Here is a 15,256-nt window from a genome sequence, read left to right as displayed (position 1 = left end):
TTTATGGGCGAAAATTGGGGAATAATAATACGAGTTCTTATAACTTTTTTCAAAATCCACACAACAATGATAGGCTAGTAAAGGGTTAAGGAGTTTTCCCATTGATTTTCATTGTGTATTTACTGGGACATTTTTGAGCAGTTTTGTCAATCTTCATCTTCATTAATATCTTTAAGAATCTTGTCAAAATATCTTTTTGTTTTAGGCAGTCCCTTGTTAATTAGTTCTTCTCTTCTTTCTTTGGGAGTAGATGAAATAACGTTGATTGCAAACTCTACTAATTCAAGGTGTTCTTCCCCCATTTGCTCCATATAAATAGATTTAATTTCATCAACTTTTTCATTGGTTATATCTTTCATAGCCTTTTTAATGGATTCATCCTTTACAATCATGTCTGTTGCTTGCATCATTATTCGTTCACTCTTTAACTCCACATATTTTTTTACTTCATCAACTTTAAATATTTCCATAAAGGATTTCATAGAGGAGATAACTTCTTTGTTTTTTGAAATTTGAGCTTTTTGAATAAAAAATACTATTAAATACACTAGAGTATATGCTCCGACAATTATTATTGATAACTCGTTACTCATGTTTTAGTTTTTAAATAATTTTATTAACTCTAAAATTGCAAGACAGATTGCTATAAAAAAACCTATTCTTGCAAACCATTTTGTTTTAGGGTATTCTTTAAGCATTTGTTTTGCCAGCTCTAGATCAACTTTATTCTTTTCAAGATCTAATTCATCTTTTTCATGTTGCTTTTCTGTTTCCTTTTCAAGGAATTTGACATAAGTTGACCATGAACCATATTTAGAAACTATTTCTCGTGCAAAAGGAGTTAAACGGTAGGTCCCATATTCGTCTTTAATAAATATATTTTTATAAAGGAGGTAATCCCTTGTCGCAATTATTTCTTTTTTTGATTTATTATCCATGATTCTGGCTATATCTGACGTATGAAGTCCTCTGCCAGATTGTGAATCAAATTCAAGTATCTGATCAATTAAGTTTAAATTTTCCATTTCATATTTTTCGAAGTAGCTGAACTAAAGGTAAGGAAACTTTTAGTTTTATTTTGTCCCAATGAAATTCTATGGGACAACCTGTGGGACAAAATTGATCAATTTTTTAAAAAATGCGTATCGATGAGATAGGTTTCATGTGATTTTAGGTCAACGATTTTGCTCTTTCCAGGGCTCAAACCTATAAAAATGCAAGAACCTGTTAATCAAAAGGTTATGAAAATTTAGAAATCTTTTTAAAAAGATAACTCCCTGATAATCAGGGAGTTAATTGGTGACCTCGGCAGGATTCAAACCTGCAACCTCTTGAGCCGTAATCAAGTGCACTATTCAGTTATGCTACGAGGCCATTTTTGAGGGTGCAAATATAACAGCAATTTTTTAAATAAGAAATCTTATTGTAAGTTTTTATGTGTCGATTTCTTTTTTATAATCAGCTATTATGGGTGCTGCCTTTTCTAAATCAATATTAAGTATAAAAAGCTCTGCACTATTCATCGGTCCACCAAACCCTGCCAGTCTAGCAGATTCATCTTGATTCTTATAGATAGAACCGATTCCTGATTCATCTAACAGAAACTCTAATCTTCTTACTATTACTGGCGACCCAGTAAATACTTTTACATGTTTTTCATTCATACTACTTTCTTTTAATCTAATGAATTTAAAGTTACATAAGCTCTCCAGCCGATAATGACTAATTGAAGTTTGGAGGCTTTAGAAATATCCAATTGCCTTTTTGTATACGAAGGCAATACCGCTTTGTTAAGTTTGGCAAGTGTTTTAAAAATTGATTTTTTCATGGTAGCTGATGATACTCAAAGATACCAAAAAAAATGATGTCATTCAGAACGAAGTAGTAGACTTCGTCCTTCCTGACATCAAGGGTTGGATAGTTTTATTTCTTTTTCTCGATCATTTTCTTAGCAAGCTCAGCGCCAATTAATGATTCTAGCAAGTTTCCGTTGTTGCTACCATTTTTTCCACTTTCTATATAAGTGGCTGGCAACCTAAGGTCCTTTAATTGTTGAGCAACTCCAACGGCAGTTTTGTATTCCCATTCAGCCTTTTCTTGTGGAGTTAAACCTGCACTCACCAATTTCGCATTTTCATAGTATTGGGCATCAGCAGCAACTTTTTTACTTTTCGCCTTGTACAGCTCAACTTCATATTGCTTTTTCTCTTTGATTAGATTGAATTCAGCAACTTTAGCTTCTGTTTCAGCAGCAATGGTTTGTTGAATCTGAACCTTTTCCAGCCTTGCTCTTTCCTTGGCTTTCTCAGATTCCCCCTTAGCAACTTCTTTCTTAGCCCTGTAATACTCACGTTCTGCTTGTTGTTTTTCTAACTGCGTCTGTGCTACCTCGTTCTTTTGAAGATCTAATCGTTCATCAAAGGAAGCTTCCCAATCAATACCTGTTACCTGTGCCTGGTATATTTTTAAACCATATTGTTTTAAGGTATTTGAGTTATCTCTAATAATGTTTCCATTAGCATCTTTCTTAATTCTGAACTTTTTCTGTTTACTTGATTTTCCCACTTTAATTTGTCTAACTGTTGTTGTGTCACCTACAATCTCGTTAGCAGTTTGTTGTTCTTCTTCATAGTATTGTTCTACCTGATACATTCCATTTTCTAACTGATCTCTAAAATATCGATCAAAATCTGAAGCCTGTCCTGAGATATAATCCTGAGCATCCATCAATTTACAGGTGTTTTTGATCGCAGCATCAATATTTGGTAATACTCTTCCGAAGATCAATTTTCCCTCACTCTTGTTTCTGTCTGCCATATTTAAAAACACTTCTGCATCATTAATGTTTACACCCACGATTACAGAAGTACTGATCTCGGCTTTGATCGCATCACTGAATTCCCATTTCTGAGCTTTTCGGTTGTAGATTCCTTGTGCGTCACTAGGTAGCTCATCAACATCATCAACAATAATGTCTTTAATGGAGATCTCATAAGATAGCGGGATAACTCTACCCCAATATTTTAGTTTGATCCCTTGGGTGGTAATCATTTTATCTCCACCGCTTAGATATTGTACAGCATAGGCTGTACCGGCATCGGCATAAAAGAACATTCCTGTAATAACGCTCATAATGGCTCCTAAAACGACCATTTGTATACCTCTGGCTCGAGTAATAGTTTTTAAGAATTGGTTGGTTGTTAAAATGGATTTTAATAAAAGAATTAAGATCCCTGCAATAATTAGTAAAATTCCAATAGTTGTTAGCATAGCTTTTTTGTTTTAATAGTTAATAAATAATTAGATAAAATAGATCGAAAGAATTACGAAGGTAATTTCAATGATCTTAATGGCGACTGTTATCATTTTAATAGTTTTAAGTGTATAAATTGTGTTAATCCTAGAATTGTTTTTTGAATATATATAAAGCCGCAATAATTTGTAACATAAAAACACGAAAAAGGATTAATTTGATTTGACTATTTAAACCAAAAACTCATTTTTAGTTTAATTTTGTAATATAGCTATCTACGATTGAGCTATAATTTTTAACTACAATTGGCTATTTTAATTCTTAATTGAAATGAAATAAAGGGTTTTTTGATCATTTTTTGAAATAAAAATGCTAAAAAAAGCTGTTTTTTGCCAAATCTATCTTTTTAACTATTTCGGAATAGAGAAAAATGTATCTTCGCAACAAATACGATATATGAACTTTTTGTACATCATTTTAGGCTTTACTTTGTTGATTTTTGGAGGAAATTGGTTGCTTAAATCGGCCGTTTCCATCTCGTTACGATTGCAGATCCCGAAGATTGTTATTGGGATGACAATCGTCTCTTTTGCAACTTCTGCACCAGAGCTTATTGTAAGTATACAATCTGCTATTGATGGGTATCCAGATTTGGCCTTGGGAAATGTGATTGGTTCGAACATAGCAAACCTCGGTTTTGTATTGGGAATCACATTATTGATTGCGAAGATTGATGTGCAAAGAAGTTTTTACACCACCAACTGGCCGGTAATGATGATTGCTTCTTTGATGCTTTTTTATTTCCTGTATAATGATGCGGCTATCTCCTTTGTTGAAGGAATAATTTTGTTCTCTTTCTTACTTATATTTTTGGTGTACTTGCTACGTTTTCAGAAGCAAGCTGTGGTAGATGAAATGCCGGAGGACGATGAAGCCTTACCAAACTATAAAACAGCTATGTTTTTGGTATTAGGAGCGCTTGGATTATGGGGAGGTTCAGAATTATTGATTGTTGGCGCAACGGAAATGGCCATTGATTTTGGGGTGAGCGAGCGACTAATTGGAATTACGGTGGTCTCTATAGGGACAAGTATTCCAGAACTTGCGGCTTCAATTATCGCTATAATCAAAAAGGAAAAGGCTATTTCTTTGGGGAATTTAATAGGCTCTAATGTATTTAATATATTGGCAGTTTTAGGGTTGACCTCGATAATCACACCTATTAAAGTTGAAGATCAAGCATTGTTAACGAATGATATCTATTGGATGCTAGGAATTTCTTTTTCTATTTTGATCTGGGTGTTTATGCCTGTCAAAATGAGATTGGAGCGAAAGAGTGGGGTGATATTGCTTTTAATATATGCGGCCTTTTTATATGCTACTATTCGCTAATAAAAAAAAGCCGTAGATATAAACTACAGCTTTTTTAATTGAAAATATATTCAAACTTAAATCTTTGCGGATTTTACCGTTTTTATAATCCTTCCGGCAATCTTATAAGGATCTCCATTAGAAGCGGGTCTTCTATCTTCTAGCCAACCTTTCCATCCTTTTTCTACTGTAATAATCGGGATACGAATGGAAGCACCTCTGTCTGAAACACCATAACTAAAATCGTTAATAGAAGCAGTCTCATGTAAACCTGTTAAACGCTCGTCGTTAAACTCACCATATACATCAATGTGTTCCTTAGTAGCAGGTCTAAAAGCTTCACAGATGGTCTCATATACTTCTTTGCTTCCGCATGTTCTCAATGTAGTATTTGAGAAGTTAGCATGCATTCCAGATCCATTCCAATCTCCTTTTATAGGTTTTGGGTGGTATTCAATATAGTAACCATATTTTTCTGTTAATCTGTCTAATAAATAACGTGCTACCCAGATTTCATCACCTGCTTTCTTAGCTCCCTTAGCGAACAATTGAAATTCCCATTGCCCTGGAGCTACTTCTTGATTAATTCCTTCAAAGTTTAATCCAGCTGCAATGCATAAATCAGCATGCTCTTCTACAAAATCCCTACCCCAAGTGTGTCTTCCTCCTACAGAGCAATAGTATTTACCTTGTGGTCCTGGAAATCCACCACGTGGAAAACCTAAAGGTAATTCTGTTTTAACATCCATCAAGAAATACTCTTGTTCAAACCCAAACCAAAAATCGTTATCATCGTCATCTATCGTAGCTCTTGCATTTGAAGGGTGAGGTGTGCCATCTGCACTTAATACTTCAGACATCACTAGAAATCCATTTTTTCGTGTAGGGTCTGGATAGATAGCGACAGGTTTTAATAAGCAATCCGATGCACCACCAGAAGCTTGTTCCGTAGAACTACCATCAAAAGACCAGATAGGGCAATCTTCTAATTTTCCGCTAAAGTCGTCTTCAACTTTAGTTTTACTTCTCATGTTTTGAGTTGGTTTATGACCATCCAACCAAATGTATTCTAATTTAGATTTACTCATGACTTTCTTGTATATAATTCTGTTTTAGATTTTTAACACTGCAAATGTTGCTAATTTTTGAATAGTATCAAAATTTTATAGGGGTAAAATTTAAAAAATTAATAAAAAATTAATATTGCCCCCTGTTTTTTAGGGGTGTAAAGCGAAATAAGTTATTTTTTGTATTTTTGACCTCGAATTTATACCTTATATATAATGTCTAGCTTACGATTTAATGCATTAAAAGAAACGTTGCATAGAAAACCTGTTCATATTGAAGAAAATGGACGACGTTCAGAATTGTTTGGGAAGAATGTTTTTAACGAACAAGCAATGCGCCAGTATATGACAAAAGAAGCATATCAAAGTGTTATGAATGCCATCGAGTTTGGTACAAAGATCGACAGAAAGATCGCCGATCAAATTGCGGTGAGTATGAAAGATTGGGCACTCTCGAAAGGAGCAACACATTATACACATTGGTTTCAACCATTAACGGGTGCTACGGCAGAAAAGCACGATGCTTTTTTTGAAACGATTGACGGAGGGGGTGCTATGGAACGTTTTGATGGTGGGCAACTGGTACAACAGGAACCAGATGCATCGAGTTTTCCAAATGGTGGTATTAGAAATACATTTGAAGCACGAGGGTATACTGCTTGGGACCCTACTTCAGCAGCATTTATTTACGGAACCACTTTATGTATTCCAACTGTTTTTGTAGCATACACAGGTGAAGCCTTGGATAATAAGGCTCCTTTATTACGAGCACTACAAGCTGTAGATACGGCGGCAACTGCCGTTTGTAAATATTTTGATAAAAATGTGAGTAAAGTAAATGCTACCCTAGGTTGGGAGCAGGAGTATTTTTTAATTGATACGGCTTTGGCTGCCGCCAGACCGGACTTAATGATGACTGGGAGAACCTTGTTAGGACACTCATCAGCAAAAGGTCAGCAATTAGATGATCATTATTTTGGATCCATTCCTACACGCGTCATGAGCTTTATGCGCGACCTGGAGCAAGAGTGTATGTTGTTAGGTGTACCCGTTAAGACGCGTCATAATGAAGTAGCGCCCAATCAATTTGAACTAGCTCCAATTTTTGAAGAAGCAAATTTAGCAGTTGATCACAATTCTTTATTAATGGATGTGATGGAGAAAGTGTCGCAACGTCATCAGTTTAAAGTGTTATTCCATGAAAAACCGTTTGCAGGTATCAATGGATCAGGAAAACATAATAATTGGAGTCTATCTACGAATACTGGAATTAACTTATTGAGTCCCGGTAAGACACCAATGAAGAATCTACAATTTCTAACGTTCTTTGTGAACACGATAAAGGCCGTACATGATTATGAAGAATTAATTCGTGCTTCTATTGCAAGTGCGAGTAACGATCATCGATTGGGAGCTAATGAAGCGCCACCGGCAATCATCTCTGTATTTATAGGAACACAACTGTCTGCGGTATTGGACGAGTTAGAGAATGTAACGAAAGGGAAATTATCACCACAAGAAAAGACAGATCTAAAATTAAATATTGTCGGTAAGATTCCTGAAATATTATTGGATAATACAGATAGAAACAGAACATCGCCATTTGCATTTACCGGGAATAAGTTTGAATTAAGAGCTGTGGGTTCCTGGTCTAATTGTGCAGGCCCAATGACAGTTTTAAATACGATTATTGCGAAGCAACTGAAAGATTTTAAGATTGAAGTAGATACTTTGATCGATACTAAGAACTTAAAGAAGGACGAAGCGGTTTTTAATGTGTTGAGGGAATATATTAAAGCTTCTAAGAATATTCGTTTTGAAGGCGATGGTTATGGAGTCGTTTGGGAGAAGGAAGCAGAGAAACGTGGCTTAAGCAATAACAAAACAACTCCGGAAGCTTTAAAAGCTAAAATCTCAAAAAAGGCAATTGCTCTCTATGAAGAAATGAACGTAATGAATAAAGTTGAGGTAGAAGCAAGACACGAAATCGAACTGGAAGAATATTCAAAGCATATTCAGATTGAAAGTAGAGTTTTGGGAGATGTAGCCAGAAATCATGTAATACCTACGGCTATTCAATATCAGAATACATTAATTGAGAATGTAAAGGGCTTGAAAGAAATTTTCGGAAAAGACTTTGAAAAATATGCTAAGGAACAGATTGACCTAATCCAGAAAATATCACATCATATTGCGGAGATCAATTCAAAAATAGAAAAAATGACTGAAGAGCGGAAGAAGGCAAACAAGCTTGAAGGGCAGAAAAATGCAGATGCGTATTGTGAAAAAGTAAAACCTTTTTTAGAGGAGATTCGCTACCATGCAGATAAGTTAGAGTTGTTAGTAGATGATAATTTATGGCCTTTAACCAAATATAGAGAGCTGTTATTTACAAGATAAAAACTATCTGAGCAAAGTGAGATTTTCTCGCTTCAAAAAAGTAAATTTGTAGCCAACAACACAACAACATGAGTAAAGAAATATCTAAACGCTATGCACAACGTGGCGTTTCTGCTTCCAAAGAAGATGTCCACAACGCTATTAAGAATATAGATAAAGGATTATTCCCGAAAGCTTTTTGTAAAATTGTCCCGGACCACTTAACAAATGATGATGAGTATTGCTTGATCATGCATGCTGATGGAGCGGGAACCAAGTCTTCATTAGCCTATATGTATTGGAAGGAAACGGGAGATATTTCTGTGTGGAAAGGGATTGCACAGGATGCATTAATTATGAACATTGATGATCTATTATGTGTTGGAGCAACAGATAATATTATGTTGTCTTCCACGATTGGTAGAAACAAAAATAATATTCCTGGTGAGGTGATTTCTGCCATTATTAATGGTACTGAAGAATTAATCGAAGATTTAAAAGGATTTGGAGTGACGATTCATTCTACCGGAGGAGAAACTGCCGATGTTGGAGATTTGGTAAGAACCATTATTGTCGACTCTACTGTAACTGCTAGAATGAAACGTAGTGATGTTGTTGATAATGCAAATATAAGACCAGGCGATGTGATCGTTGGATTGGAATCCTTTGGACAAGCTACGTACGAAAAAGAATACAATGGAGGTATGGGAAGCAATGGATTGACTTCTGCCCGTCATGATGTATTTCATAAATACCTGGCAGAGAAGTATCCTGAAAGCTTTGATGCAGCGGTGCCAGAAGATTTGGTATATTCAGGAAATACAGAGTTAACTGATACTGTAGAAAATGCACCGATAGATGCAGGTAAGTTAGTGTTGTCACCAACAAGAACGTACGCCCCAATAATCAAAGAAATCCTGTCTAAATATACTTCCGAAACAGTGCACGGAATGGTACATTGTTCAGGAGGAGCGCAGACGAAGATTCTTCATTTCGTTGATAATGTACATGTTATCAAGGATAATATGTTTGATATTCCACCATTATTTAAGTTGATTCAAGAACAATCTAAAACCGATTGGAAAGAAATGTATCAGGTATTTAATTGTGGGCATCGTATGGAGCTATATGTATCTCCTGAAATCGCAGAAGAAATTATTTCAATTTCTAAATCTTATAACGTGAATGCTCAAATTATTGGTCGGGTAGAGGCTTCAGATTCGAAAAGATTGACCATTCAAACCGAATACGGAACTTTTGTATATTAAAAAGAATTTGTGACACTTGTATTTTAATGTTGTGACTGTTTCTGTAAACTTAGGAAATGAAGAAGTTCTTTTCTTAAGCTATTTTCTTTAAAAAATTGTAAATTCGCATTCCAAGAAAAGACACCCAATGTTAGATAAATTACAGATAGTAAAACAGCGATTTGATGAAGTTTCCGACTTGATTATTCAACCGGATATAATAATGGATCAAAAGCGTTATGTGCAGTTAAATAAGGAGTATAAAGATTTAGGTCAAGTAGTAAAAAAAGCGAATGAGTATGAAATGCTTTTAAATAATATTGCGGAAGCTAAGGAGATCATTGCAGATGGTTCTGATGCTGAAATGGTAGAGATGGCGAAAATGGAAATGGATGAAGCAAATACCCGTATTCCTCAATTAGAAGATGAGATCAAGTTTTTACTAATCCCTAAGGATCCTGAAGATTCTAAAAATGCCGTAGTTGAATTACGGGCGGGTACAGGTGGAGATGAAGCGAGTATTTTTGCAGGTGATTTGTATCGGATGTATACCAAATATTGCGAAAGTAAAGGCTGGAAAGTTTCTACAGTTGATTTTAGCGAAGGAACCAATGGAGGGTTTAAAGAAATACAATTTGAAGTAAACGGAGATGATGTCTATGGAACGTTAAAGTTTGAAGCGGGTGTACATCGTGTGCAACGTGTGCCTCAAACAGAAACACAGGGTCGTGTGCACACGTCAGCGGCTACTTGTATGGTGTTTCCAGAGGCAGAGGAATTTGATGTAGAGATCAATCCAAAGGACGTGCGAATTGATTATTTCTGTTCGTCTGGGCCTGGTGGGCAATCAGTAAATACAACATACTCTGCGGTGCGTCTAACACATACTCCAACTGGTTTAGTTGCACAATGCCAGGATCAAAAATCACAGCATAAAAATAAAGAGAAAGCTTTTAAAGTATTACGTTCTCGTTTATATGATTTAGAGTTGGCTAAAAAACAGGAGGCGGATGCAGCAAAACGTGGATCTATGGTTACTTCTGGAGATCGTTCTGCAAAGATTAGAACGTATAACTATCCGCAAGGTCGAGTAACCGATCATAGAATTGGATTGACCTTATACGATCTGTCTAATATCGTGAATGGAGACATTCAGAAAATCATTGATGAATTGATGTTAGCGGAGAATACCGAAAAACTTAAAGAATTAGGAGAAACGATATAAGCATAAAAAAACCGAGCTGATCAGCTCGGTTTTTTTATTTCTACACACCACGTTGTTTGTTAATTTCATCTTGAAGCTGTCTACGTAATTTCTGCTCTTTTTCTAAAGATTTCTTTTTGTGTACTGCAAACTCTTCTTCAATCTCTGTAAGATTATTTTTAGCTTCAACCGTGTCTACATTACTTGATTTGAATTTATATACAAAGAAAAGGAGGGATGCTAGAAGCACTGCAATAATTCCCCAAACCAAGATGCTATACCCGGATTTACTCATGGTTATTCCCAAAAGTGAAATACTATCCTTTTCAGTTTGGATTGTAGCTAGATTGTTAGAAAGGTCTGTGACCTTTTTTCTTGATGCTGTAAGGCTATCATTTTGAGATATAATAACTCTATTTTTTGTTGCTACACTATTTTTTAAGGTACTTATAGAATCCTGAACTTTGTTTTTCAATCGTTGATATCTGGTTTTTTTAATAACCTTATATTCTTGATAGCTCGTAGATATTCTATAGATTTTATCAAACTGCTCATTTATGGTGAGCGTGTCTTTTTGGGTTTGAGAAAAAGATACACCTGCTATGAGTAGGGTAACGAATAGGGTCAAGGTTGATTTCGATTTCATGATGATCTTAAATTACAAATTAACAGTATTAAAAAACCCAAACGAAACGTTTGGGTTTTTAATATATAAGCGAATGATTAATTTATTTTACTTTCTCCACAATTGCCTTAAACGCTTCTGGGTTGTTCATAGCTAAATCTGCTAAAACCTTACGGTTTAATTCGATATTGTTAGCTTTTACTTTCCCCATAAACTGAGAATAAGACATCCCGTGCAAACGAGCTCCAGCGTTAATACGTTGAATCCATAATGAACGGAAGTTTCTCTTATTGTTTTTACGATCTCTATAAGCATATGTCATTGCTTTTTCAACCGCGTTTTTTGCTACTGTATAAACGTTTTTTCTACGTCCGAAGTAACCTTTTGCTTGCTTCAAGATTTTTTTTCTTCTATTTCTTGAAGCTACTGAATTTACTGATCTTGGCATAATTCAAATTGTTTTTGTAGTAGGCGCCTTACTTAAAAGAACTTTGTTGAGCCCAACTCCATGGTTAATAATTAAATTCCCTAAACAACGGGCTTATTTTAAAGCTAACTGTTGTTTAATATTTGCTTCATCTGACTTATGTACTAATGTATCATGAGTCAATTTAAGCTTACGTTTTTTAGACTTCTTTGTTAAGATGTGACTTTTAAACGCGTGCTTTCTTTTGATTTTTCCAGAACCTGTCAACTTAAAACGTTTCTTGGCACTAGATTTGGTTTTCATTTTAGGCATCTCTCCTTCGTTTTATTTATCTCGCTTATAATATCTTATTCTGAACTTATTTCAGAACCTTATTTTGTTTTCTTTGGAGCGATAAACATAATCATACGTTTACCTTCTAATTTTGGAAACTGCTCCACTTTTCCATATTCCTCTAATTCTTGAGCTAACTTTAATAAAAGAATTTGACCTTGCTCCTTAAAGATGATTGATCTTCCTTTAAAGAATACAAACGCTTTTAACTTTGCTCCATCTTGTAAGAACTTAATAGCATGTTTCTTTTTAAACTCATAGTCATGCTCATCCGTTTGTGGGCCAAAACGTATTTCTTTTACCGTTACCTTTGTCGCTTTTGCTTTTAAGGCTTTCTCACGTTTCTTCTGCTCATATAAGAATTTCTTGTAATCAATAATCTTACATACCGGAGGGACGGCTTTTGGTGATATTTCAACTAAATCCAGACCTTGCTCCGCGGCCATTTCCTTAGCTATTGCTAAAGGATATACATCTACTTTAATGTTTTCTCCAACCAATCGAACTTTATCAACATATTTTATCTTATCGTTGATTCTGTGTTGATCTTCTTTGATTACTCTTAGAGGTCTTTTCGACCTTTTTCTTCTTATTGCTATGACTTAAATTTTTAAATTAAACTTATTATTAAAACTCTACTTTTATTTTTTTAATTTCCTCTTCTATAAGAGAAATAAACTCGTCTATTGTAAATGTTCCGAGATCTCCTTCACCATGCTTTCTCACTGAAACCGTTCCTTCTTTTTCTTCTTTCTCACCTACAATAACCATAAACGGTATTTTGCTCACTTCAGCGTCTCGAATCTTCCTTCCCGTTTTCTCGCTCCTATTATCTACGAGGGCGCGAATTTCGGAATTTTCCAACAAATGTAAAACTTTTTCGGTATATTTTTGATATTTCTCACTGATTGGCAGTACAATAACTTGTTCTGGAGTCAACCATAATGGGAAATTTCCTCCTGTATGTTCTAGTAAAACAGCAATAAAACGTTCCATAGACCCGAAAGGAGCTCTATGTATCATAACTGGTCTGTGTAACTGATTGTCAGATCCTTTATACGTAAGATCAAAGCGTTCAGGTAAGGTGTAATCAACTTGAATAGTTCCTAATTGCCAACTTCTTCCTAAAGCATCTTTCACCATAAAATCCAGCTTCGGGCCATAAAAGGCAGCTTCTCCCTCTTCAATTACAAAATTCAGTCCTTTATCTGTCGCTGCACTAATAATTGCATTCTCAGCTTTATCCCAAGTATCTGGATCACCAATATATTTTTCTAGATTGTCCATATCTCTAATGGATACTTGAGCAGTAAAGTCTTCAAACCCTAAAGAGCCAAAGACATAAAGTACAAGGTCAATAACATTTTTAAACTCTTGATCTAACTGATCCGGAGTACAGAAAATATGAGCATCATCTTGTGTAAAACCTCGTACACGAGTTAAGCCGTGTAGCTCACCACTTTGTTCATATCTATAAACCGTTCCAAACTCAGCAAAACGTTTTGGAAGATCTTTATATGAATACGGTTTGAAATTATACACTTCACAATGATGAGGACAGTTCATCGGTTTTAAGAGGAACTCCTCGTCATCTTTAGGTGTAGTGATGGGCTGAAAGCTATCTTCACCATATTTAGCATAGTGGCCCGAAGTAACATATAATTCCTTCTGTCCAATATGCGGTGTCATTACCATTTCATAACCTGCTTTCTTTTGAGCATCCTTTAAGAAGTCCTCTAAACGACTTCTTAAAGCGGCCCCTTTTGGTAACCATAAAGGAAGTCCTTGTCCCACTTTCTGAGAGAAAGTAAATAACTCAAGTTCTTTACCTAATTTTCTGTGATCCCTCTTTTTTGCCTCTTCTAGTAACTCTAAATACTCGGTAAGTAACTTTTGTTTTGGAAATGAAATTCCATAGATACGAGTTAACTGATTGTTCTTTTCATCACCGCGCCAATAAGCTCCGGCAACATTCATGATCTTAATGGCTTTAATTAAGCCAGTATTTGGAATATGTCCACCACGACATAGGTCTGTAAAATTATCGTGATCACAAAATGTAATATCTCCATCAATTAATCCTTCGATCAATTCTACCTTATATGGATTATTTTCTCCTTTATATAATGATAGAGCATCCGCTTTAGAAACTGATCTCATCGTAAACTCATGTTTTCCTCTAGCGAGTTCTAAAAATCTCTTTTCAATTTTTGGAAAATCCTTTTCAGAGATCATCTCATTACCTAGATCAATATCATAATAAAAGCCATTATCTATAGCTGGCCCTATCGTTAATTTAGCCGTAGGATGAAATTCCAAAATGGTTTGTGCCAAAACATGGGCAGAAGAATGCCAGAACGCTTTTTTACCTTCCGCATCATTAAATGTATATAGGACAAGAGAACCATCGGTGGTTAATGGAGTGGTGGTTTCAACAGTTGCTCCGTTAAAACTGGCAGAAATTACGTTTCTAGCCAACCCTTCACTGATACTTTTGGCAACGTCTATTGCCGTACTGTTCTTCTCGAACTCCTTAACACTTCCGTCAGGTAAAGTTATATTGATCATTAATCCTTTAATTAATTTGAAGCTGCAAAGATATTAGAAAACTCTTTTTAGTACAATAAATTAATGTAAAGATGTACATATATACTACAAGGATAAATTAAAGAAAGAAATGTTATATTTTTTCGAGGTGTAACTGGTGGGTTTATAGATAGTTATAAAACACCTTCATTTTTATATACTTTTTTTCTAAAAAGATTAGCATTTAATTAAACATTTGTAGTATCTTTGCGGTCCGATTTTTCGGGTAGTTCATTGAGAGTTTGTTAGGGTTTAGAGTTGGGAGAGAAAATAATTTCAAAAAAAATTATTTTTTTGTTTGTAATTCAAAAATAGTTATTACATTTGCACCCGCTTTGAGATACAAGCAAGTTCATTAAGAGATTTTGGAATAGTTTTTAGGTAAAAAAATTAGTTAGTTCGATTCTAACATTTCTACGATAGATTAGTTGAATTAGTGATTGAAATAGGATCATTTAGTGAGATTAATAAAGTTCATTGAAAATATTGAAATTGACAGCGTAAACAAAGAGTAGAATAACCATGTTTAACTTCGTTAAACAAATTCTTTTGAAACTTATTCATTCATATTATAAAAGATATACAATGAAGAGTTTGATCCTGGCTCAGGATGAACGCTAGCGGCAGGCTTAACACGTGCAAGTCGAGGGGTAACAGGGATTGCTTGCAATCCGCTGACGACCGGCGCACGGGTGCGTAACGCGTATAGAACCTACCTTTTACAGAGGGATAGCCTTTAGAAATGAAGATTAATACCTCATAGT

Annotated in this window: 15 protein-coding genes, 1 tRNA gene and 1 rRNA gene; 5 read left to right on the top strand and 12 right to left on the bottom strand. The window is 35.1% G+C overall.

Annotated elements, in window-relative coordinates; all coding sequences use genetic code 11:
• Positions 1 to 146 precede the first annotated feature (146 nt).
• The 6 genes from RQM59_RS07495 to RQM59_RS07470 all read right to left on the bottom strand — a co-directional run bounded on the left by RQM59_RS07495 (position 147) and on the right by RQM59_RS07470 (position 3,270).
• On the bottom strand, positions 147 to 593 hold the full coding sequence (locus tag RQM59_RS07495; protein ID WP_349241478.1) for a hypothetical protein: 447 nt from the start codon (positions 591 to 593) through the stop codon (positions 147 to 149).
• Positions 594 to 596: 3 nt separating this feature from the next.
• Positions 597 to 1,025 carry a hypothetical protein gene (locus RQM59_RS07490; RefSeq protein ID WP_349241477.1) on the bottom strand — a complete coding sequence of 143 codons (429 nt, stop codon included), beginning with the start codon at positions 1,023 to 1,025 and terminating at the stop codon, positions 597 to 599.
• Between the two features lie 272 nt (positions 1,026 to 1,297).
• A tRNA-Arg gene (locus RQM59_RS07485) sits at positions 1,298 to 1,374 on the bottom strand.
• Positions 1,375 to 1,433: 59 nt separating this feature from the next.
• On the bottom strand, positions 1,434 to 1,664 hold the full coding sequence (locus RQM59_RS07480; RefSeq protein ID WP_349241476.1) for a putative signal transducing protein: 231 nt from the start codon (positions 1,662 to 1,664) through the stop codon (positions 1,434 to 1,436).
• An 11-nt stretch (positions 1,665 to 1,675) separates the two neighbouring features.
• Positions 1,676 to 1,828 (bottom strand): SsrA-binding protein, encoded by a 153-nt coding sequence (locus RQM59_RS07475; RefSeq protein WP_349241475.1) that lies wholly within the window; start codon positions 1,826 to 1,828, stop codon positions 1,676 to 1,678.
• Positions 1,829 to 1,923: 95 nt separating this feature from the next.
• Positions 1,924 to 3,270, bottom strand: a complete 1,347-nt coding sequence (locus RQM59_RS07470; RefSeq protein ID WP_349241474.1) for an SPFH domain-containing protein — start codon at positions 3,268 to 3,270, stop codon at positions 1,924 to 1,926.
• Between the two features lie 439 nt (positions 3,271 to 3,709).
• On the opposite strand from RQM59_RS07470, the gene RQM59_RS07465 reads away from it, so the two are divergent.
• Entirely contained in the window at positions 3,710 to 4,645 is a 936-nt protein-coding gene (locus RQM59_RS07465; protein WP_349241473.1) for a calcium/sodium antiporter, read from the top strand.
• Between the two features lie 56 nt (positions 4,646 to 4,701).
• On the opposite strand, the gene RQM59_RS07460 is transcribed toward RQM59_RS07465, so the two are convergent.
• Positions 4,702 to 5,712, bottom strand: a complete 1,011-nt coding sequence (locus RQM59_RS07460) for a glutamine synthetase beta-grasp domain-containing protein (RefSeq protein WP_349241472.1) — start codon at positions 5,710 to 5,712, stop codon at positions 4,702 to 4,704.
• Positions 5,713 to 5,907: 195 nt separating this feature from the next.
• Here RQM59_RS07460 and RQM59_RS07455 point away from each other — a divergent pair, with 195 nt between their 5' ends.
• The 3 genes from RQM59_RS07455 (at position 5,908) to prfA (ending at position 10,542) form a co-directional block, all read left to right on the top strand.
• A complete protein-coding gene (locus RQM59_RS07455; protein ID WP_349241471.1) occupies positions 5,908 to 8,091 on the top strand; it encodes a glutamine synthetase III family protein in 2,184 nt (727 codons plus the stop codon).
• A 68-nt stretch (positions 8,092 to 8,159) separates the two neighbouring features.
• On the top strand, positions 8,160 to 9,338 hold the full coding sequence (locus RQM59_RS07450; protein ID WP_349241470.1) for an AIR synthase related protein: 1,179 nt from the start codon (positions 8,160 to 8,162) through the stop codon (positions 9,336 to 9,338).
• 127 nt (positions 9,339 to 9,465) lie between these two features.
• Positions 9,466 to 10,542, top strand: coding sequence for a peptide chain release factor 1 (gene prfA / locus RQM59_RS07445; RefSeq protein ID WP_349241469.1), 1,077 nt, complete (start codon positions 9,466 to 9,468; stop codon positions 10,540 to 10,542).
• 40 nt (positions 10,543 to 10,582) lie between these two features.
• On the opposite strand, the gene RQM59_RS07440 is transcribed toward prfA, so the two are convergent.
• The 5 genes from RQM59_RS07440 to thrS all read right to left on the bottom strand — a co-directional run bounded on the left by RQM59_RS07440 (position 10,583) and on the right by thrS (position 14,474).
• Positions 10,583 to 11,167, bottom strand: coding sequence for a hypothetical protein (locus RQM59_RS07440; RefSeq protein WP_349241468.1), 585 nt, complete (start codon positions 11,165 to 11,167; stop codon positions 10,583 to 10,585).
• An 82-nt stretch (positions 11,168 to 11,249) separates the two neighbouring features.
• Entirely contained in the window at positions 11,250 to 11,594 is a 345-nt protein-coding gene (gene rplT / locus RQM59_RS07435; protein ID WP_349241467.1) for a 50S ribosomal protein L20, read from the bottom strand.
• Between the two features lie 93 nt (positions 11,595 to 11,687).
• The gene (gene rpmI / locus RQM59_RS07430) at positions 11,688 to 11,885 is read right to left on the bottom strand and encodes a 50S ribosomal protein L35 (RefSeq protein WP_349241466.1); all 198 of its coding nucleotides are present in this window, start codon (positions 11,883 to 11,885) and stop codon (positions 11,688 to 11,690) included.
• Between the two features lie 59 nt (positions 11,886 to 11,944).
• Entirely contained in the window at positions 11,945 to 12,463 is a 519-nt protein-coding gene (infC, locus tag RQM59_RS07425; protein WP_349241999.1) for a translation initiation factor IF-3, read from the bottom strand.
• A gap of 70 nt (positions 12,464 to 12,533) precedes the next feature.
• On the bottom strand, positions 12,534 to 14,474 hold the full coding sequence (gene thrS / locus RQM59_RS07420; RefSeq protein ID WP_349241465.1) for a threonine--tRNA ligase: 1,941 nt from the start codon (positions 14,472 to 14,474) through the stop codon (positions 12,534 to 12,536).
• A gap of 600 nt (positions 14,475 to 15,074) precedes the next feature.
• On the opposite strand from thrS, the gene RQM59_RS07415 reads away from it, so the two are divergent.
• Positions 15,075 to 15,256: ribosomal RNA gene (locus tag RQM59_RS07415) — 16S ribosomal RNA — on the top strand; the annotation flags it as partial.

Source organism: Asprobacillus argus (assembly GCF_032248395.1).
In the GTDB taxonomy this organism is placed as follows: Bacteria; Bacteroidota; Bacteroidia; order Flavobacteriales; family Flavobacteriaceae; genus Polaribacter; species Polaribacter argus.
The sequence above is the reverse complement of the archived record's forward strand: the minus strand, read 5'-3'. Positions and strand labels throughout refer to the sequence as shown.

Bases quoted from the DNA above. Each gene is read 5' to 3' on its own strand.
- RQM59_RS07495 (WP_349241478.1), bottom strand. From the start codon at position 593: ATGAGTAACGAGTTATCAATAATAATTGTCGGAGCATATACTCTAGTG.
- RQM59_RS07490 (WP_349241477.1), bottom strand. From the start codon at position 1,025: ATGGAAAATTTAAACTTAATTGATCAGATACTTGAATTTGATTCACAA.
- RQM59_RS07480 (WP_349241476.1), bottom strand. From the start codon at position 1,664: ATGAATGAAAAACATGTAAAAGTATTTACTGGGTCGCCAGTAATAGTA.
- RQM59_RS07475 (WP_349241475.1), bottom strand. From the start codon at position 1,828: ATGAAAAAATCAATTTTTAAAACACTTGCCAAACTTAACAAAGCGGTA.
- RQM59_RS07470 (WP_349241474.1), bottom strand. From the start codon at position 3,270: ATGCTAACAACTATTGGAATTTTACTAATTATTGCAGGGATCTTAATT.
- RQM59_RS07465 (WP_349241473.1), top strand. From the start codon at position 3,710: ATGAACTTTTTGTACATCATTTTAGGCTTTACTTTGTTGATTTTTGGA.
- RQM59_RS07460 (WP_349241472.1), bottom strand. From the start codon at position 5,712: ATGAGTAAATCTAAATTAGAATACATTTGGTTGGATGGTCATAAACCA.
- RQM59_RS07455 (WP_349241471.1), top strand. From the start codon at position 5,908: ATGTCTAGCTTACGATTTAATGCATTAAAAGAAACGTTGCATAGAAAA.
- RQM59_RS07450 (WP_349241470.1), top strand. From the start codon at position 8,160: ATGAGTAAAGAAATATCTAAACGCTATGCACAACGTGGCGTTTCTGCT.
- prfA (WP_349241469.1), top strand. From the start codon at position 9,466: ATGTTAGATAAATTACAGATAGTAAAACAGCGATTTGATGAAGTTTCC.
- RQM59_RS07440 (WP_349241468.1), bottom strand. From the start codon at position 11,167: ATGAAATCGAAATCAACCTTGACCCTATTCGTTACCCTACTCATAGCA.
- rplT (WP_349241467.1), bottom strand. From the start codon at position 11,594: ATGCCAAGATCAGTAAATTCAGTAGCTTCAAGAAATAGAAGAAAAAAA.
- rpmI (WP_349241466.1), bottom strand. From the start codon at position 11,885: ATGCCTAAAATGAAAACCAAATCTAGTGCCAAGAAACGTTTTAAGTTG.
- thrS (WP_349241465.1), bottom strand. From the start codon at position 14,474: ATGATCAATATAACTTTACCTGACGGAAGTGTTAAGGAGTTCGAGAAG.